This window comes from Hydrogenophilus thermoluteolus, from assembly GCF_003574215.1.
GTDB lineage: Bacteria > Pseudomonadota > Gammaproteobacteria > Burkholderiales > Rhodocyclaceae > Hydrogenophilus > Hydrogenophilus thermoluteolus.
Genome location: NZ_AP018558.1, coordinates 1,296,992 through 1,315,075, shown reverse-complemented (window position 1 = coordinate 1,315,075; position 18,084 = coordinate 1,296,992). Strand labels below are relative to the sequence as shown.

Sequence of the window (18,084 nt, the reverse complement as noted above, 5' to 3'; positions counted from 1 at the left end):
TCATGCGTTCTTGGCGATTTCCCGCAGTTTTGCCAAGACCGCTTCCGCGTGTCCATCTACCTTGACTTTGCGCCAGATTGCGGCGATGTTTCCATCCGCGTCGATCAAAAAGGTACTGCGCTCGATCCCCCGCACCGGTTTGCCGTACATCGTTTTGTTGCGCATCACGTCGTACGCTTGGCACGCGACCTCTTCAGGGTCGCTCACCAGGTCGAACGGTAAAGAGAATTTGGCTTTGAACTTTTCATGCGAGGCGACGGAGTCGCGCGATAGCCCCAGGATCACGGCGCCCAGTGCAGTGAATTGGTCGTAAAGGTCACGAAAAGCGATCGCTTCGTTGGTACAACCAGGCGTATTGTCACGGGGGTAGAAATAGAGGACGACCGGTTTTCCTTTGAGCGCCGAAAGTGTGATCGTTTGGTTTCCGGTTGCCGGCAAGGTGAAATCGGGTGCCGGTTGGTTGAGTTCAAGCGTCATGGGGTGCTCCTTTCGTTAGCGCAAAACCAGTCCAGCGACGACACGTCGCCCTTCGCTGGCCAGGACATTATACGTGCGGCAAGCGGCTGGCAACGCCATCACTTCGAATCCGATGCCGGATTGGGTCAGGCGTTGCAGTGCCGCAGCAGGCGGCCAGACAAGGGTCGGGCCCGACCCAAGCAGGATCAATTCCGGCTGGTGGGCCAAGAGCTGTTCGACGGCTGCCGCGTCGAAGGAGGGCCAGCCAGTTTCGAGCCACCCGGGATGGGCGGCGTCAGGCGTCAAAATGAGATTCTGTTCGTGCCGTTCGCCGTCGATCGCAATCCAGCCATCGCCGTGCGCGGTGATGAGACGCACGTCGCCTGTCAATTCCAGTTGCAATTTCACCGCTGCTTCTCCTTGCGCCGCTTTTTCGCTAAGATTACCGACTCGCCCCATTTTCGCCAAGAGGAGTGCCGCAATGAAACCTGCTGACGTTCCGCTTTCGTCTTCATCGCAACGGCTCGATGCGCCGAAAGCTGCGCCGGGTGGGGAAGCTCCGGTGGCGGCAGAGGCGGAACGGGTCTGGCGGCCAATCCTCAAATCGTCGAAACTCGACGACGTCTGCTACGACATCCGCGGACCGGTGCTCGAACGCGCCAAGGAGATGGAGTCCGAGGGGCACAAGATCATCAAACTCAATATCGGCAATTTGGCGCCGTTCGGTTTCGAACCGCCGGAAGAGATCGTGGTCGATGTGATTCGCAATTTTCGCGACGCGAGTGGTTACACCGACTCGAAAGGACTCTTCGCGCCACGCAAGGCGGTGGTGCAGTACATGCAGACCAAAGGGGTTCCAGGCGTCGATGTCGAGGATGTGTACCTGGGCAACGGGGCGTCGGAATTGATCGTGATGAGCCTGCAGGGGCTTTTGGAGTCTGGTGACGAGGTGCTCGTCCCTGCACCCGATTATCCCCTGTGGACCGCGGCGGTTTCGCTGGCTGGCGGCAAACCCCGCCACTACCTGTGCGACGAAGCGTCCGATTGGTACCCGGATCTCGCCGACATCCGCAAAAAGGTGACCGACCGAACTCGTGCGATCGTCGTGATCAACCCGAACAACCCTACCGGCGCGCTCTATCCGCGCGAAATCCTGGAAGGAATCGTTCAGATCGCGCGGGAACATCAGCTCATCGTGTTCGCCGACGAGATCTACGACAAGATGCTCTATGATGGGCGAGAGCATGTCTCGATTGCGTCGCTTGCCGATGATGTTTTTTTCATCACGATCAACGGGTTGTCGAAAAATTACCGCTCGTGTGGCTATCGCGCCGGATGGATGGTCCTTTCTGGTGAACGGCGCCACGCGCGCGATTACATCGAAGGGCTCAATATCTTGGCGTCGATGCGCCTCTGTTCCAACGTGCCTGGTCAGATGGCGATCCAAACCGCGCTTGGCGGCTACCAAAGCATTCAAGAGCTGGTCGCACCGAACGGGCGTCTGACGCGCCAACGCAACATCGCCTACCAGATGTTGAACGAGATTCCCGGGGTTTCGGCGGTGAAGGCGCAAGCAACGCTCTATATGTTCCCACGGCTCGACCCGAAGGTTTATCCGATTGTCGACGACCAGCAGTTCGTCTTGGAGCTTTTGGAAGAGGAGCGGGTGTTGGTCGTGCAAGGGACCGGTTTCAACTGGCCCAATCCGGACCATTTCCGGATGGTTTTCTTGCCGCACGAAGACGATTTGCGTGACGCGATCGAACGGATCGCCCGTTTCTGCGACCGCTATCGCCGGCGGCATCAAGTGATTGTGACGCAAAAGGAAGGGACGGAATGAAAGCGATACGTGTCGGATTGTTGGGAATTGGAACCGTAGGTGGGGGGGTTTGGAGTGTATTGACGCGCAACGCGGGCGAAATCGCTCGGCGTGCGGGGCGTCCCATCGCGATCGTGGCGGTGGCGGACCGTAACCTCGAGCGTGCGCGCGCGGTGGTGGGCGAACAGGCGCTCGCCGATGGCGTACGCCTCACCGAGGATGCCTTCTCGGTGGTCAATGACCCAACGATCGATATCGTCGTCGAGCTGATCGGTGGTTACACGGTTGCGAAAGAGCTTGTGTTGGCAGCGATTGCCGCGGGTAAGCACGTGGTGACCGCGAACAAGGCGCTTTTGGCCGTGCATGGTGCGGAAATCTTCGCCGCGGCGCAGGAAAAAGGGGTGATGGTAGCGTTCGAAGCCGCGGTGGCTGGTGGGATTCCGATCATCAAAGCGCTGCGCGAAGGGTTAGCCGCAAACCGCATCGAATGGGTGGCGGGAATCATCAACGGGACCACCAATTATATCCTCACGCAGATGGATCAGCGGGGCCTGAGCTTTGACGGGGCGCTGCAAGAAGCGCAAGCGCTCGGCTACGCCGAGGCCGACCCCACGTTCGACATCGAAGGCATCGACGCCGCGCACAAAGCAACGCTCCTTGCTTCGCTTGCGTTCGGAGTGCCGATCCAATTCGACAAAGCCTACGTCGAAGGGATCACAAGAATCGACGCGCGTGATGTCGCCCACGCTGAAGCGTTGGGCTACCGTATCAAATTGTTGGGAATCGCGAAGCGGCGTGAACAGGGGTTCGAACTTCGGGTCCATCCCACGCTCATTCCGAAAGACCACCTCTTGGCCAGTGTCTCTGGCGCGATGAACGCGGTATTGGTCAAAGGAGACGCGGTGGGGCAAACCCTCTATTACGGCGCCGGCGCCGGTTCGGAACCGACCGCAAGCGCCGTGATCGCCGATCTGGTCGATGTGACGCGGCTGCATACCGCCGATCCGGAAAACCGTGTCCCGCACCTAGCGTTCCAACCGGATCAGGTGCAGGATGTGGCTGCGCTACCCATCGCACAATGCCGTTCTTGTTACTATTTGCGGCTAAACGTAGCCGATCGACCTGGGGTGCTTGCGGAAATCGCGCATGTGTTGGCGAAAGAGTCGGTGTCGATCGCCGCACTGGTGCAAAAGGAACCCATTGCCGAACAGGCCGAACTGGTGCTCCTGACCCATGAAACCGAAGAACAGGCAGTAGACGCCGCAATTGCCGGTATTACTGCACTGCCGTTCGTCGTGGGGTCGGTGACGAAATTACGGGTCGAGCATTTGACCTGAGGGAAGATGCGCGACGGAGTTTCGGCCGATGCGGCTTCTGCCCAAAGAGCGGAATGTGATTGCTGAACTGGTCCGCAGCTACTTTGGGCCAGATGCCCGAGTTTGGCTTTTTGGCTCGCGGGTCGATGATGCCGCGCGCGGCGGAGACATCGACTTGTACATCGAGACCCCCGAGGCGGTGGACAATCTCGCGCTGGCACGCGCCCGTTTTCTCGTGGCGCTGCAGCGCGCTTTAGGGGAGCGAAAAATCGACGTGGTGATCCAAACCCCCGCGGGGCCAAAACTTCCGATCCACCGTATTGCCCGCAATACAGGGGTGCGCCTTGATCTCTGAAAGTGAAAGGGAACGGCTCGCCCACCTGGTTGCGATCGTCCAGCGTGAGGTCGCTGCTCTAGAGGTCTCTGACCGCGCGCTTTTTGCCAATTTGGAGTGGCTGTCCGAATTTTGGGCTCTGACCGCAGAGAGCCCGCTTACCGAACGGATCGACGCCTTTCTTTTGCGTTTTGCCCGGCTCCAAGATACGCTGGGAGATAAACTCTTGCCAGCAGTCTTGAGGTTACTTGCAGAACCCCCCCGAGCGATGCGCGACCGTCTCGACTTTGCGGAGCGGATGGGCTGGGTAGCCTCGAGCGATGAGTGGTTGGTGCTCCGCGAATTGCGCAACCGAATGGTCCATGAGTATCTTCTGGAACCCCAGGCAGCGGTTGAAGCGCTGCTCGCGGCCCATCGCTTCGTGCCGGCGCTGATTGCAACCGCCAATGCCCTGATCGAAGAGGTGAGCAGACGAGGGTGGCTCCCCAGCCATCACCCTCCAATATAGGACATTTCGATGCGCTTGCGCGGCGCCGTGGCTTGCGTGCGGAGCTCCGAATAACGGTCGCCACGAATTTTCCAGATCGCCGCGATCGCACGCGCCAGCGTCGTTTCGTCGGCGCCGTCGCGCACCAGTAGCCGCAAGTCGTACCCCCGGTCGGCGAAAAGACAGGTGAAGAGCTTGCCGTCGGTAGAGAGGCGCAGGCGCGTACACCCGCGGCAGAAGGGTTGCGTGACCGAGGCGATCACGCCAATTTCCCCCGCCCCGTCTCGGTACCGCCAGCGTTCGGCCACTTCGCCAAAATAGTTGGGTTCGAGCGGCTCCAACGGCCAGCGTGCGTCGATCCGTTCTAGGATCTCTTTGGCGGGCACGACGTGCGCCATCTGCCAACCGTTCGTTGCCCCGACATCCATGAATTCGATGAAGCGCAGAATCACCCCTGTGCCACGAAAGTGTTCCGCCATTGCAGTGATCTCGTGGTCATTGATGCCGCGTTTCACCACCATGTTGACTTTGAGTGGGGTGAGTCCTGCAGACAACGCGGCTTCGATCCCTTCCAGCACCCGCATTACCGGTACTTTGACGTCGGCGATCGCTTCGAAGGTTTCCTGGCTGAGCGCATCGAGGCTCACCGTGACGCGCGCTAGGCCGGCGTCTTTGAGCGCTGCGGCGAATTTCGGTAACAGCACACCGTTGGTGGTGAGCGTGAGTTCCACCGGTAGCTGGGCCAACCGTTCGATCAGTTTGGGCAGATCGCGGCGCAGCAACGGTTCTCCCCCTGTGATGCGGATTTTGCGCACCCCCAGCGCGACGAATGCGCGCGCCACCCGTTCGATCTCTTCGAACGTCAGGATTTCAGCGCGCGGTAAGAAGTGGTACCCATCGAACGCCTCCCGTGGCATGCAGTAGGTGCAACGGAAATTGCAGCGGTCGGTAACCGAAATGCGAAGGTCGGCGAGCGGGCGGTTACGTTGATCATGAACCGGGCCCGTTCCCGAATCGGCAAGTGGCGGAAGGGTCAGTAGCGTGCCTGCTTCCGAAAGGGGCTCGTAACGGAGCGCTTCGGCCATTGGGTCTTCTCCGTTGGTTTCAGGGTCGCCGTTGCTACAATCGTGCGACGCAGTTCTTGTGATGATAACGCGATCGTAACGCGACGGACGCCAAACCGACAAGACAGATGACCCAAATCGCCACGCTCGACCCGCAATCGTTGTACCGTCGTACCCAGCTCGACACGCAACCGGTACCCGATTCGACCCATCGCCCCCCGTTCGTCGGACAGGACGCGGCGCTGGAAACGCTTGCTTTGGCATTGGCAGATGCGCGGCGGGGCCACGTCGTGCTCATGGCACCACCGGGTTACGGACGCCACGCGATCGCGCGGTGGACCGCGGAACAGGCGGCACGCAAGCGATTGTCACCGCACGATCTCCTGTACGTTCCCCGTTTCGACGATCCGTTGCGCCCGCAATTGCTGCGGTTGCCTGCAGGTAAAGGGCGGGAACTCGCCGCGGCAGTCGAACGACTGGTGCAGCGGTTGCCCGAACTGGTGCGCGGCGCGCTCACCGCCGATCCCCACCGGACGCGGATCGAAGCGCTGCTGAAGCGACACCAAGAGCGGCAGCAGCAGGCGCTAGCCGAGATTCGCGACGGATGCGCGGGGGATCGCCTCAAGCTGCTGCAAACCGACGATGGTTGGGCGCTCGTTCCCACCGATGAGCACGGCGAACCCTTTACCCCGGAGGCCTATGCCGCATTGCCCGAAACGGAACGAAAGCGTTGGGAAGAGCGAGTAGCGCGCTGGCGCGACCGGTTGGCTGCGGTGTTGGCCCGTTTCCCGGAATGGGACGAGGCGCTGGCTGATGCGATCGACGCGGCTGAGCGGGACGCCTTAGCGCCTGTGGCGCGTCATCTTTTGCACCCACTTCGCGAAGCGTTCGCCGATTTTTCCGAGGTGCTCGCTTACCTCGATGCATTCGAAGCGGAACTCGTTAGGGGGCCGCGGCCCTGGTTGGCGCGCGACGGTACCGAGGTCCTGATCGACGAAGCGGTTCTGGCGCACTATCTCGTCAACCCATCCGTTGTCCATGAGGCTCAGGCGCATGCCCCAGTCTGTTTGGGGGAGAACATTTCCCATGCAACGCTCGTCGGATGGGTGGAAAGCGAAGTGGTCGAAGATGAACGGATCTCCGACCATCGCCATATCCGGGCCGGGCATTTGGCCCAGGCTGCCGATGGGTTTCTGCTCGTCGACGCAACGGCGTTGCTCGCCGACAGCGACGCCTGGCAAGCACTCAAACGGACTCTGGCGACGCAGCGGGTAGAGGTCGCCCCTCCCCCCGCCCAAACCCGCTGGGGGGCGCTGCCGCTCGTGCGCCCCGATCCCATCCCTTTTGCCGGACAAGTCATCCTCATCGTTACCCCAGAAATTTATGAGGCGTTGCGCGACCTCGACGAGACTTTTACCACCCTCTTTCCTTGGGTGGTCGAACTGGAGCACACCGTCCCGCGAACCCCAGAAAACGAAGCACGGTACGCAGCGGTGTTGCGGCAACTCCTTGCAGATGACGGGGACGACGGGCCGGAGGTGAGCGACGACGCGATCGCGCGCGCGCTCGAAGCGGCGGCGCGTGCCGCGGAAGATCAGCAGCGGCTGGCATTGACCGTAGGGCGCTTCGCCGGGTTGCTGCGCGAAGCTGCGGCATGGGCGCAGGCGCAAGGGCGGAAAGTGGTGGCGCGGCAGGATGTCGAGGCGGCGGTCCGTGCGCGTTTTGCGCGAACCGGTTCCGCGTGGCGCGAAACGATTGCGGCAATCGCTGACGGGACCCACCTCATCACCACGCGGGGAAACCGTGTCGGGCAGGTCAATGGCTTGGTCGTCTTCGAAAGCGGCGAAGAGGCGTATGGGCACCCCATCCGAATCACTGCGTCGGTGCGGATGGGGGGTGAAGGCGAAGTGCTCGACATCGAGCGCGAAAGCGAACTCGGTGGGTCGATTCACAGCAAAGGGGTTATGATTCTTTCTGCGTTCTTGAGTGGCCGCTTTGGGCGCAGGCGACCCCTTGCGCTCTCCGCAACCCTGGTGATGGAGCAGTCCTACGGCTTTGTCGAAGGGGACTCGGCGTCGTTGGCTGAAGCGCTTGCGCTCCTCTCGGCGATTGCGGGGGTGCCGCTTGAGCAATCGATCGCAGTGACCGGGTCGATCAACCAGTTCGGTGAGGTGCAGGCCGTTGGCGCGATCAACGAAAAAATCGAAGGGTGGTATGCGGTCTGTGCAGCGGCTGGGCTCGACGGCAGCCACGGTGTGATCCTACCTGCCGCGAACTGCCGCCATTTGATGCTGGATGATGCGGTAATCGCTGCGGTGCGTGCAGGCCGCTTTCACCTTTGGCCGGTGCGCTCGGTCGATGAAGCCGCGGCGGTACTTACTGGTCGCCCGATTCGTGGTCCCCAAAGTTTGCCTGCGCGCGTTGCCGATGCGCTTGCCCATTTCGCGCGTTGGCATGACGAGAAGGGGGCGAGTTGGCGCCGCCCGTGGCAACGGCGGCGCGAATGAGTTGCGAGGTGGAGATGACGGTTCCGAGCGAAGCGTCCAAACGCGCGCGACAAAAAGGAGATAAGCCCGACTTTCCTCGGCTGCGTCTTGCCGCCAGTGGTTGCCTACTCGGTCAGCCAGTGCGGTACAACGGTGGCCACGCGCAGGACGATTTTGTTCAGCGTTTGCGTCATTACGCCGATTTTTCTCCTTTCTGTCCCGAAGCACCCGTTTTGGGAACCCCGCGCGAGACGATCCGTCTGGTTTCGGTCGATGGGAAAGTGCGGGTTCGGGGCACCGTGAGTGGCACGGACGTCACCGAGGCAATCGAAGCGAGCTGCGAACGGCAGGCGCTTGCGGTGTTGGCCTACCAGCCCGACGGTGTGATCGTGAAGTCGAAGTCACCGACGTGCGGTTTGGAGCGTGTCAAACTCTACCGCGAGGATGGCGTCTGGCAAAGTCCGCGTGACCCCGTGACCTCGGGGCGGTTCACTGCGCGGCTTCTCACTGCCGCTCCGTTCTTGCCAATCGAAGAGGAAGGGCGACTCCACGATGCGTGGCTGCGTGAGCAGTTCATGCTGCGCGTCTATACCCGAGCACGCTGGCGGACCTTTGTGACGTCGGAACCGGTCACGGTGGCGGGGTTACAACGGTTTCACCGCCGCCACAAGCTGATCCTGTTGGCAAGGAACGAGATGATCCTGCGCCGACTGGGGGCGCTGGTTGCTGCCGCAACGTCGGAGAACCTGTCCCAAACACTCGCCCTCTACGATAAGCTCCTCAATGAAGCCTTTGCAACCGCTTCGTCGCGTCGCCGTTTGCGCAATGTCTTTCACCACGTTCTGGGGTATTTCAAAACGGTGCTCCGTTCTGAGGAGAAGCGTTTTTACCTGCAAACGCTCGACGAGTTCATCGCGGGTGTGGTACCGCTCATTACCGTGATCAAGGTGTGGGAAGGACTGTTGTTGCGCCGGCCGCACCCCTATCTGGCGGAGCAGATCTTTTGGCATCCCTATCCACCTGAACTCGCGTTGCGTTCCGCGGTGAGTGCAACGCGGTGAGTGGTTGCATTTCGCGAACGGATGTGCTAAAAATGCGACAAGTCATTTATAAGACTTGCGTTTGAGAAAACACGTGATGTCGTACACCTCTCTCCTTCTGGTCGTAGTAGTCGTCGTAAGCCAGCCAATCGGCCGGAGGGCGGGCGTGTAGCCAGTAACGGTAAGCAACCCAGCAAACCCCTCCGGCGACCCCGGAGGGGTTTTTGTTTTAGAGGAGTCGAAAATGGAGACGATGACCGGGGCCGAATTGATGGTGCGGCTCTTGGAACGGCAGGGGATCACCCAACTCACAGGCATTCCCGGCGGGGCGATCCTTCCCTTTTACGACGCATTGGCGCAACGAGGGACGATCGAACACATCCTGGCGCGTCATGAGCAAGGGGCAGGTTTCATCGCGCAAGGCATGGCGCGGGTGACGGGGCGAGCGGCGGTGTGCGTCGCATCGAGCGGTCCAGGCGCCACCAACCTGCTCACCGCGATTGCCGATGCGCACCTCGATTCGATTCCGCTCGTCGCGATCACCGGTCAGGTGCCTCTGGCGATGGTGGGTACCGACGCGTTTCAGGAGGTCGACGTCTATGGCATGTCGATCCCGATCACCAAGCACAATTTTTTGGTGCGCTCGGCCGCCGAACTGTTGGAGGTGATTCCGCAAGCGTTTCGTCTGGCGCAAAGCGGTCGGCCCGGTCCGGTACTCGTCGATGTTCCGAAAGACATCCAGAATCAGAAAGTGAGTTTTGAGCACTGGCCGCATCCAGGAGCGCGCGAACCAGGCCCAGAAATCCCCATGGAAGCGATCGAACAAGCGGCCACGTTGATCAACGAAGCGGAGCGACCGGTGCTCTATCTTGGCGGGGGGGTTGTTGCAAGCGAAGCTGCGTCGCTTGCGGTGGCACTTGCCGAACAGGCATCGATGCCCACCGTGATGACGCTGATGGGGCTGGGCGCGATGCCGGTCGACCATCCGCTCTCATTGGGGATGCTCGGCATGCACGGCGCGCGCTACGCCAATTTCGCGGTGCAAGAAAGCGACCTCTTGGTAGTGGTGGGCGCGCGTCTCGACGACCGAGCGGTTGGCAAGGCCAGCGCGTTCGCTCCAAACGCCAAGATCGTTCACGTCGATATCGACCGCGCCGAATTCGGCAAGATCAAAACGCCGTACCTTGCGGTTCATGCCGACGTGAAAGCGGCGCTTGCGGCGCTGTTGCCACGCGTGCGGCCGCAGATGCGCAAGCGGTGGCTTTCGCACGTCGCAGCGCTCAAGGCGCGTTATCCGCTCGCGATGCCCGGGCGAGACGACGTGCGCCAGCACTACGGTCTCATCGCGGCAGTTGCCGAAGCGCTCGACGATTCAGCGGTGGTGGTGACCGACGTGGGCCAACACCAGATGTGGGCCGCGCAGGCCTATCCGTTGCGGCGACCGCGGCAATGGCTCACCTCGGGCGGATTGGGGACGATGGGGTTTGGTTTGCCCGCTGCGATCGGCGCAGCGCTTGCCGAACCGCAGCGGACCGTGGTGCTGTTTACGGGCGACGGCAGTATCAAAATGAACATCCAAGAGTTGGCAACCCTTGCCGAGCTGCAAGCCAACGTCAAGATCGTCTTGATGGACAACCGCTCTTTGGGACTTGTCTATCAGCAACAAAACCTCTTCTACGGCAAACGGGTAATTGCGTCCCGCTATGGTCATGGGGTCGATTTCGTCACCGTGGCGCGGGGGTTTGGCGTTCCCGCGTTCGATCTCGATGGCGTGGCGGACCCGAAAGCAGCACTTGCCGAGGCGCTGACCACACCCGGCCCGGTCTTCATCCGTTGTCCGATCGATGCCGAAGCGTTCGTCTATCCCATGGTGCCTCCCGGGGCAGCGAACACCGAAATGATCGAGGCGTAACGACAAGGAGCAAGCGATGATCGAACAGGTAGCAGAGCCGCTGCCGACGAGCGGTTTCGAGAAAACGGTTTTGGAGCTCGAAGTAAATAACCATCCGGGAGTGATGAGCCATATCGTCGGGCTCTTTGCACGACGGGCGTTCAACGTCGAAGGGATTTTGTGTATGCCGTTGCCTGACGGGACGGTGAGTCGCATTTGGCTCCTGGTCTTTGCCGACCAGCGGCTGGAACAGCTCATCAAACAGCTGGAAAAATTGGTCGACGTCCGTTCGGTCCGCCAGCATGGGGCGGACCACGACGTCTTTGTTCAGGCAGAGCGCTTCTTCCGCTGACGCGTGCGATAATCGACCTATCCAGACGTTCAGGAATGGCGGATGAGCGGTAACACCTTTGGGCAGTTTTTTCGGGTGACGACTTTTGGCGAGTCGCATGGACCGGCGCTCGGGTGCGTGATCGATGGGTGCCCGCCAGGACTTCCGATCGACGAAGCGGAGATTCAGCGGGAGTTGGATCGGCGCAAACCGGGAACGAGCCGATTCGTGACGCAGCGGCGCGAGCCGGACCGCGTCGAGATCCTCTCCGGCGTCTTCGAAGGGGTGAGCACAGGTACGCCCATTGCGCTCCTCATTCGCAACGAAGATCAGCGCTCGAAAGACTACGGCAAGATCGCAGCAACCTTCCGCCCTGGTCATGCCGACTACCCCTATCTGATGAAATATGGGATTCGCGACCATCGAGGGGGCGGACGCGCTTCGGCACGCGAAACCGCGGCGCGCGTTGCGGCCGGGGCGATCGCGAAGAAGTGGTTGCACGCCCATTACGGGATCGTGATTCGTGCGTTCTTGGCGCAGATGGGGCCGATTGCGATTCCGTTCGTTTCGTGGGACGAGGTCGACCGCAATCCATTTTTTGCGCCCAACGCGGAAATCGTTCCCGAACTTGAAACCTATCTTGATGAAGTCCGTCGTGCGGGCGATTCGGTCGGCGGCAAAGTGACGGTCATCGCTAGCCACGTGCCAGTGGGGTTGGGGGAACCGGTCTTTGGCAAGCTCGACGCGGAAATCGCCTACGCGATGATGGGCATCAACGCGGTCAAAGGGGTCGAGATCGGTGACGGAATGGCGGTTGCCGCACAGCACGGTAGCGAACATGGCGACGAAATCACGCCGGAAGGTTTTGTGAGCGACCACGCCGGGGGGATGCTCGGCGGAATCAGCACCGGGCAACCGATCATCGTCCATCTGGCGATCAAGCCCACTTCGAGTATTCGCATTGCGAAGCGATCGATCACCATCACAGGCGAGCCCACCGAAGTGGTGACCACTGGCCGCCACGACCCGTGCGTCGCGCTTCGGGCGGCACCGATCGCCGAAGCGATGCTTGCGCTGGTATTGATCGACCAGGCGTTGCGTCACCGGGCGCAATGTGGCGATGTGACGCCCCCCCTTCGCCCGGTTCCTGGGGTTGCACCGCAGGGTCAGTTGCCGTTTCCGCTTCCTCCTGAAGCGCCGTAGCGCACCGTTTGCTGCGCGATGAGTACCGCGCGTTTCCCCTTCTGGCCGCTTGCGGGGTATCAGTTTTTCTATTTTGCGTTCATCGGTATCTTTTCTCCCTACTTTCCGCTCTACCTCGACGCGGTGGGGTGGGGCGCCGGGGCGATCGCGGCATTGATGGTCGTGATGCAAGCGGCGCGTATCGTCGCGCCAACGCTCTGGTCGCTCTGGGCTGGAAATCGTTACGAACGCATGCGCCAAGTGGTGCGCTGGGCGCCTCTTGCCGCGGTCGGCGGCTTTTCGCTCTTTTACTTTTCCCATGACGTACAGGCAGCGCTCGTTGCGGTTGGGATCGTCGCGTTTTTCTGGAGTGGGGCGCTTCCGCTTGTCGAAGCGTTGACGTTGGCCCATCTGGGCCGGGCGGTGCGGCGCTATCCATTGATCCGGCTCTGGGGGTCGGTGGGGTTCATCGTGGCCGTGGTGGGTGTGGGGGTGTGGCTCGAAATCATGCCGTTGCCCACGGTTCGTGACTGGATTCTGCTGGTCCTGGTGTTGCTCACCCTCTTGGGGTGGACACTGCCGCTACCATCGGATCCTCCTGCGTCAACCACGCTGCAGCACGCAAACTGGCGGTGGTGGCGCGCGCCGGCGGTGCGCTGGTTTTTGGGCGCGGTCTGCCTGATGTCGGTAGCGCACGGGGCGCTCTACACTTTTTTTTCGTTGCACCTTACGCTCATCGGCTATAGCAAGGTCACGATCGGGATCTTGTGGGCGTTGGGGGTGATTGCCGAAATCGGCCTTTTTTTGATTCTGCCCCGTCTGACCCAGCAATGGGGCGTTGCCTGGCCGTTTGTCGTAACGTTCGCCGTGGCCACGCTGCGCTTCCTGCTCATCGGTTGGTTGGCGGAGTCGCTCGTCTGGGTGGTGGTCGCCCAGCTCATGCACGCGGTCACCTTTGCGCTCTACCACGGTTGCGCCGTGCAACTCGTCAACGGTTGGTTTGGGGCACGGGCACCGGCGTTGGGGCAGGCCCTTTACAGCAGCCTCTCTTTTGGTTTGGGGGGGATGATCGGCTCGGCGTTGGCTGGCATTGTCTGGACACACGGTGGCCCTGGGTGGACGTTTACCGCGTCGAGCGTCGCGGCGCTGGGGGGTTTTGTCGCCGCGTGGCGGAGCGTGCGCACCGCGACACCATTTGTCAGAGCAAACGGTCCTATGGAATAATTGCACGATCCAACAAAGGAAAGATGGGATGGCAGGCAAAACGCTTTACGACAAACTCTGGGACGCCCATCTCGTTCGGCAAGATCCGGACGGAACGGCGCTCATCTACATCGATCGGCATCTGGTTCACGAGGTGACCAGCCCGCAGGCGTTCGAAGGGCTGCGCTTGGCGGGGCGAAAACCGTGGCGAATCGATTCGGTCGTTGCCACCGCTGACCACAACGTGCCGACGGATCCGCAAGAGGCTGAAATCAAAGACCCGGTCTCGCGTGAACAGGTGGTGACGCTCGACGCCAATATCCGCGCGTTCGGGGCACTGGCCTATTTTCCCTATCGCGACACCCGACAGGGGATCGTCCATGTGATCGGACCGGAAACTGGAGCGGTCCTACCCGGGATGACTGTGGTTTGTGGCGATTCCCATACCTCGACGCACGGGGCGTTTGCCTGCTTGGCGCACGGTATCGGCACGTCGGAAGTCGAGCATGTCCTGGCCACGCAGTGTCTGGTCGCGAAAAAATCGAAGAATATGCGCATCTGGGTCGATGGTGCGCTTCCGGAAGGCGTCACGGCGAAGGACCTGATTCTGGCGATCATCGGCAAGATCGGTACCGCAGGCGGAACAGGGCACGCGATCGAATTTGCGGGGCCTGCCGTTGCTGCACTCTCGATGGAAGGGCGGATGACCGTCTGCAACATGGCGATCGAAGCCGGTGCCCGTGTGGGGATGGTCGCGGCGGACGACAAAACCATCGACTATTTTGCCGACAAACCCTTTGCGCCGAAAGGAGCGTTGTGGGAACAAGCGGTCGCTTATTGGCGGACGCTTACGAGCGACGACGACGCCCATTTCGATCAGGAAATTCATCTCGATGGGAGAACGCTGGTACCGATGGTCACGTGGGGCACCAACCCGGAACAGGTGACGACGATAGACGGCGTCGTTCCGGACCCTGAATCGTTTTCCGATCCGGTGAAGTGCGCTGCGGCGAAACGGGCGCTCGAATACATGGGGCTCACGCCCGGAACGAAGATCACCGAAATTTCCGTCGATCAGGTATTCATCGGGTCGTGTACCAATTCCCGCATCGAAGATCTGCGCGAAGCGGCACGCGTGGTTCAGAAATTGGGCCGCGGTAAAGCGGAAAACGTCAAACGCGTGCTCGTCGTGCCTGGGTCTGGGCAGGTGAAAGCCCAAGCCGAAGCCGAAGGCCTCGATCGGATCTTTCGTGCAGCTGGTTTCGAGTGGCGTGCGCCGGGCTGTTCGATGTGTCTGGGAATGAATCCCGATCAGTTACGACCTGGTGAGCGCTGCGCCTCGACCTCGAACCGCAATTTCGAAGGGCGTCAAGGGCCGGGCGGCCGTACGCATCTGGTGAGCCCCGCGATGGCGGCTGCCGCGGCGATTTTCGGCCATTTCGTCGATGTTCGGAGCCTGTGATGCGTGCAACTCTGCTCTTTTTGCTTGTCTCGACATTCTTGATGGGCTGCAACACGGTGCAGGGAGTGGGTAAAGATCTCGAAAAAGTGGGCGAGGTCATTCAACAAAAGGCTAAGTAATCATGCAACCTTTTACCGTTCATGAAGGAATCGTCGCGCCGCTGGATCGCGCAAACGTCGATACCGATGCGATCATACCGAAGCAGTTTCTGAAATCCGTGCGCCGCAGCGGTTTTGGTCCCTACCTCTTCGACCAATGGCGCTATTTGGACCGTGGCGAACCCGGGATGGACTGCAGTCAGCGGCCCAAAAATCCCGATTTCGTCCTCAATCAGCCCCGGTATGCCGGAGCCACCATTCTGCTCGCGCGGGAAAATTTCGGTTGTGGCAGTTCCCGCGAGCATGCGCCGTGGGCGCTGGTCGATTACGGCTTTCGCGCGATCATTGCGCCGAGCTTTGCCGATATCTTCTATAACAACAGTTTCAAGAACGGTCTGTTGCTCATCACCTTGCCTGCGGATACGGTCGACCAACTCTTTGCCGAGTGCGTGGCAACCCCGGGCTATCGCTTGAAGATCGACCTTGCGCAGCAGACAGTCACCAAACCGGATGGTTCGCAATTGCGTTTCTCGATCGACCCATTCCGCAAGGAGTGTCTACTGAACGGGTGGGATGAGATCGGTCTGACCCTCAGGCATGCCGACGAAATTCGTGCGTTCGAAGCACAGTACCGTGAACGCTACCCCTTCTATTTCGTGAAAGGATGACCATGTCGGTTACCAAAAAGGTCTGTCTGCTCCCGGGTGATGGCATCGGACCGGAGATCGTTGCCGAAGCCGTCAAAGTGCTGAAAGCGTTACAGCTTCCGCTCGAATTCGAAACCGCGCTCCTTGGAGGTGCTGCAGTCGATGCCACGGGCGAACCCTATCCCGAAGCAACGCAGACGCTCGCGCGCGAAGCCGACGCGGTTTTGTTGGGTGCTGTTGGCGGCCCGAAGTGGGATACGCTTCCCCGTCCGCAGCGACCGGAACGGGGCCTGTTGGCGATCCGCAAAGACTTGAACCTCTTTGCCAACCTGCGCCCGGCGATCCTCTATGACGAACTGGCCGCGGCTTCGACCCTCAAGCCGGAGGTGGTTGCCGGGCTCGACATTCTGATCGTGCGCGAATTGACAGGCGACATCTACTTTGGTGAGCCGCGTGGGATCGAGATGCGCAACGGCGAGCGCGTCGGGTTCAACACGATGATCTATTCGGAAGCCGAGATCCGGCGGATTGGTCGAATCGCGTTCGAGGCGGCACGCAAACGGCGCAAGCACCTCTGCTCGGTCGACAAGATGAACGTGCTCGAAACCACACAGCTGTGGCGTGACGTGATGAACGAACTCGCGCCGGAATACCCCGACGTGACGCTCACCCACATGCTGGTCGACAATGCCGCGATGCAGTTGGTTCGCGCGCCGAAACAGTTCGACGTGATCGTTACCGGCAATATGTTTGGCGACATCCTTTCGGACGAAGCGGCGATGCTCACCGGCTCGATCGGCATGCTTCCTTCGGCGTCACTCAACGAAACGGGCAAAGGGCTCTACGAGCCGTGTCATGGTTCCGCCCCCGATATCGCGGGGCAGGGGGTTGCGAACCCGCTGGCGACGATCCTTTCGGCAGCGATGATGTTGCGTTACAGTTTCGGTTGGGAAGACCCGGCGCGGGCCATCGAGCGCGCAGTGCAGAAGGTCCTGGCGCAAGGGCTTCGCACGCGCGATATCGCCGCGCCTGGGGATACGGTCGTAGGAACCGCGGCGATGGGAGACGCGGTGGTCGCGGCATTGGCTTGACTTTTTGGTAATGGGAGTGGAACACGATGGCAAAACCACGCGTGGGTTTGATCGGTTGGCGCGGCATGGTCGGTTCTGTCCTCATGCAGCGGATGACCGAAGCGGGCGATTTCGCACATATCGAACCGGTCTATTTTTCCACGTCGGCTGCTGGGAAGCCGGCGCCGACCTTTGGCGGTGTGACACCCGAACTGCCGCTGCAAGACGCCTACGACATCGACGCGTTGAAACCCATGGATATCATCGTCACCTGTCAAGGGGGCGATTACACGAAAGCGGTCTACCGCAAACTTCGTGATGCCGGGTGGCAAGGGCACTGGATCGACGCCGCGAGCGCGTTGCGCATGCAACCCCATACCGTGATCGTGCTCGATCCGGTGAACCGACCCGTGATCGACGCGGCATTGGCGAACGGTGGGCGCGATTGGATCGGCGGCAACTGTACCGTTTCCCTGATGCTCATGGCAATTGGTGGTTTGTTTCAAGCCGGCTTGGTCGAATGGGTGAGTGCGATGACCTACCAGGCCGCGTCCGGCGCCGGAGCGCAAAACATGCGCGAACTCTTGCAGCAGATGGGGCGGCTCTACCAGGCGGTGGAACAGGAACTCGCCGATCCTGCGAGCGCGATTCTGGAGATCGACCGGAAAGTCACCGAAACAATGCGGTCGCCCGATTTTCCCACCCAGCATTTCCGCGGTGCGCCGCTTGCGGGAAGTCTCATTCCCTGGATCGACGTCCCGGTCGAGCACGGACAGTCGAAAGAGGAGTGGAAAGGGGGTGCGGAGTGCAACAAAATCCTGGGGTTGCCCCCTTTCCGTTCGCCCGGCTCGATCCCGATCGACGGCATCTGTGTGCGGATTGGGGCGATGCGGTGTCATTCGCAAGGGCTCACCATCAAGTTAAAGCGCGATGTACCGTTAACGGAGCTCGAAGCGCTGATCGCCAATGCCAACGAATGGGTGAAAGTGGTGCCCAACGAACGGGAAATCACGGAGCGTGAGCTGACGCCCGCGGCGGTTTCCGGAACACTCACCGTTCCCGTTGGGCGGCTGCACAAATTGGCGATGGGGCCCGAGTACCTGGGGGCGTTCACCGTGGGAGACCAATTGCTCTGGGGTGCAGCAGAACCGTTACGGCGCATGTTGCGCATTTTGTTGGAACAGCGTTCCTGACAGGA

At 60.8% G+C, this 18,084-nt stretch carries 18 protein-coding genes; 15 read left to right on the top strand and 3 right to left on the bottom strand.

All coding sequences use genetic code 11. From position 1 onward, the window contains the following. Both HPTL_RS06380 and HPTL_RS06375 read right to left on the bottom strand, forming a co-directional pair. Positions 1–477: a peroxiredoxin gene (locus HPTL_RS06380; RefSeq protein ID WP_119335232.1), complete on the bottom strand. Its 477-nt coding sequence runs from the start codon at positions 475–477 to the stop codon at positions 1–3. 15 nt (positions 478–492) lie between these two features. After that, positions 493–864 (bottom strand): Mth938-like domain-containing protein, encoded by a 372-nt coding sequence (locus HPTL_RS06375; RefSeq protein ID WP_170141290.1) that lies wholly within the window; start codon positions 862–864, stop codon positions 493–495. 73 nt (positions 865–937) lie between these two features. On the opposite strand from HPTL_RS06375, the gene HPTL_RS06370 reads away from it, so the two are divergent. Genes HPTL_RS06370 through HPTL_RS06355 form a run of 4 tightly spaced genes read left to right on the top strand, consistent with a single transcriptional unit; the run spans position 938 to position 4,433 of the window. Further along, on the top strand, positions 938–2,296 hold the full coding sequence (locus HPTL_RS06370) for a pyridoxal phosphate-dependent aminotransferase (protein ID WP_119335230.1): 1,359 nt from the start codon (positions 938–940) through the stop codon (positions 2,294–2,296). Then, complete coding sequence (locus HPTL_RS06365; RefSeq protein WP_119335229.1) at positions 2,293–3,612, top strand: homoserine dehydrogenase; 1,320 nt, start codon at positions 2,293–2,295, stop codon at positions 3,610–3,612. Before HPTL_RS06370 ends, HPTL_RS06365 begins: the two co-directional genes overlap by 4 nt. A 28-nt stretch (positions 3,613–3,640) precedes the next feature. Further along, entirely contained in the window at positions 3,641–3,946 is a 306-nt protein-coding gene (locus tag HPTL_RS06360) for a nucleotidyltransferase domain-containing protein (protein ID WP_119335228.1), read from the top strand. Then, positions 3,936–4,433: a hypothetical protein gene (locus tag HPTL_RS06355; protein ID WP_119335227.1), complete on the top strand. Its 498-nt coding sequence runs from the start codon at positions 3,936–3,938 to the stop codon at positions 4,431–4,433. Before HPTL_RS06360 ends, HPTL_RS06355 begins: the two co-directional genes overlap by 11 nt. Here HPTL_RS06355 and moaA read toward each other — a convergent pair. After that, the gene (moaA, locus tag HPTL_RS06350) at positions 4,418–5,497 is read right to left on the bottom strand and encodes a GTP 3',8-cyclase MoaA (protein ID WP_119335226.1); all 1,080 of its coding nucleotides are present in this window, start codon (positions 5,495–5,497) and stop codon (positions 4,418–4,420) included. The genes HPTL_RS06355 and moaA overlap by 16 nt on opposite strands. A gap of 107 nt (positions 5,498–5,604) precedes the next feature. On the opposite strand from moaA, the gene HPTL_RS06345 reads away from it, so the two are divergent. The 11 genes from HPTL_RS06345 to asd all read left to right on the top strand — a co-directional run bounded on the left by HPTL_RS06345 (position 5,605) and on the right by asd (position 18,079). Next, complete coding sequence (locus tag HPTL_RS06345) at positions 5,605–7,983, top strand: AAA family ATPase (protein WP_119335225.1); 2,379 nt, start codon at positions 5,605–5,607, stop codon at positions 7,981–7,983. A 14-nt stretch (positions 7,984–7,997) separates the two neighbouring features. After that, a complete protein-coding gene (locus HPTL_RS06340; RefSeq protein WP_119336107.1) occupies positions 7,998–9,023 on the top strand; it encodes a YbgA family protein in 1,026 nt (341 codons plus the stop codon). Positions 9,024–9,246: 223 nt separating this feature from the next. Then, positions 9,247–10,914 (top strand): acetolactate synthase large subunit, encoded by a 1,668-nt coding sequence (gene ilvB / locus HPTL_RS06335; RefSeq protein ID WP_119335224.1) that lies wholly within the window; start codon positions 9,247–9,249, stop codon positions 10,912–10,914. 16 nt (positions 10,915–10,930) lie between these two features. Then, the gene (gene ilvN / locus HPTL_RS06330; protein WP_119335223.1) at positions 10,931–11,245 is read left to right on the top strand and encodes an acetolactate synthase small subunit; all 315 of its coding nucleotides are present in this window, start codon (positions 10,931–10,933) and stop codon (positions 11,243–11,245) included. Between the two features lie 42 nt (positions 11,246–11,287). Continuing rightward, on the top strand, positions 11,288–12,427 hold the full coding sequence (gene aroC, locus HPTL_RS06325; RefSeq protein WP_119335222.1) for a chorismate synthase: 1,140 nt from the start codon (positions 11,288–11,290) through the stop codon (positions 12,425–12,427). Positions 12,428–12,445: 18 nt separating this feature from the next. Further along, positions 12,446–13,630: an MFS transporter gene (locus HPTL_RS06320; protein ID WP_119335221.1), complete on the top strand. Its 1,185-nt coding sequence runs from the start codon at positions 12,446–12,448 to the stop codon at positions 13,628–13,630. A 28-nt stretch (positions 13,631–13,658) separates the two neighbouring features. After that, complete coding sequence (gene leuC / locus HPTL_RS06315; RefSeq protein WP_119335220.1) at positions 13,659–15,071, top strand: 3-isopropylmalate dehydratase large subunit; 1,413 nt, start codon at positions 13,659–13,661, stop codon at positions 15,069–15,071. Continuing rightward, positions 15,071–15,190 carry an entericidin A/B family lipoprotein gene (locus tag HPTL_RS06310; RefSeq protein WP_119335219.1) on the top strand — a complete coding sequence of 40 codons (120 nt, stop codon included), beginning with the start codon at positions 15,071–15,073 and terminating at the stop codon, positions 15,188–15,190. Before leuC ends, HPTL_RS06310 begins: the two co-directional genes overlap by 1 nt. A gap of 2 nt (positions 15,191–15,192) precedes the next feature. Further along, positions 15,193–15,837 (top strand): 3-isopropylmalate dehydratase small subunit, encoded by a 645-nt coding sequence (gene leuD, locus HPTL_RS06305; protein WP_119335218.1) that lies wholly within the window; start codon positions 15,193–15,195, stop codon positions 15,835–15,837. A 2-nt stretch (positions 15,838–15,839) separates the two neighbouring features. Continuing rightward, positions 15,840–16,907, top strand: a complete 1,068-nt coding sequence (leuB, locus tag HPTL_RS06300; RefSeq protein WP_119335217.1) for a 3-isopropylmalate dehydrogenase — start codon at positions 15,840–15,842, stop codon at positions 16,905–16,907. A gap of 26 nt (positions 16,908–16,933) precedes the next feature. After that, entirely contained in the window at positions 16,934–18,079 is a 1,146-nt protein-coding gene (gene asd, locus HPTL_RS06295) for an aspartate-semialdehyde dehydrogenase (RefSeq protein WP_119335216.1), read from the top strand. Positions 18,080–18,084 lie beyond the last annotated feature (5 nt).

Bases quoted from the DNA above. Each gene is read 5' to 3' on its own strand.
- HPTL_RS06320 (WP_119335221.1), top strand. From the start codon at position 12,446: ATGAGTACCGCGCGTTTCCCCTTCTGGCCGCTTGCGGGGTATCAGTTT.
- HPTL_RS06365 (WP_119335229.1), top strand. From the start codon at position 2,293: ATGAAAGCGATACGTGTCGGATTGTTGGGAATTGGAACCGTAGGTGGG.
- HPTL_RS06345 (WP_119335225.1), top strand. From the start codon at position 5,605: ATGACCCAAATCGCCACGCTCGACCCGCAATCGTTGTACCGTCGTACC.
- HPTL_RS06310 (WP_119335219.1), top strand. From the start codon at position 15,071: ATGCGTGCAACTCTGCTCTTTTTGCTTGTCTCGACATTCTTGATGGGC.
- leuB (WP_119335217.1), top strand. From the start codon at position 15,840: ATGTCGGTTACCAAAAAGGTCTGTCTGCTCCCGGGTGATGGCATCGGA.
- leuC (WP_119335220.1), top strand. From the start codon at position 13,659: ATGGCAGGCAAAACGCTTTACGACAAACTCTGGGACGCCCATCTCGTT.
- HPTL_RS06360 (WP_119335228.1), top strand. From the start codon at position 3,641: ATGCGGCTTCTGCCCAAAGAGCGGAATGTGATTGCTGAACTGGTCCGC.
- asd (WP_119335216.1), top strand. From the start codon at position 16,934: ATGGCAAAACCACGCGTGGGTTTGATCGGTTGGCGCGGCATGGTCGGT.
- moaA (WP_119335226.1), bottom strand. From the start codon at position 5,497: ATGGCCGAAGCGCTCCGTTACGAGCCCCTTTCGGAAGCAGGCACGCTA.
- HPTL_RS06340 (WP_119336107.1), top strand. From the start codon at position 7,998: ATGACGGTTCCGAGCGAAGCGTCCAAACGCGCGCGACAAAAAGGAGAT.
- HPTL_RS06370 (WP_119335230.1), top strand. From the start codon at position 938: ATGAAACCTGCTGACGTTCCGCTTTCGTCTTCATCGCAACGGCTCGAT.
- aroC (WP_119335222.1), top strand. From the start codon at position 11,288: ATGAGCGGTAACACCTTTGGGCAGTTTTTTCGGGTGACGACTTTTGGC.
- HPTL_RS06380 (WP_119335232.1), bottom strand. From the start codon at position 477: ATGACGCTTGAACTCAACCAACCGGCACCCGATTTCACCTTGCCGGCA.
- ilvB (WP_119335224.1), top strand. From the start codon at position 9,247: ATGGAGACGATGACCGGGGCCGAATTGATGGTGCGGCTCTTGGAACGG.
- ilvN (WP_119335223.1), top strand. From the start codon at position 10,931: ATGATCGAACAGGTAGCAGAGCCGCTGCCGACGAGCGGTTTCGAGAAA.
- leuD (WP_119335218.1), top strand. From the start codon at position 15,193: ATGCAACCTTTTACCGTTCATGAAGGAATCGTCGCGCCGCTGGATCGC.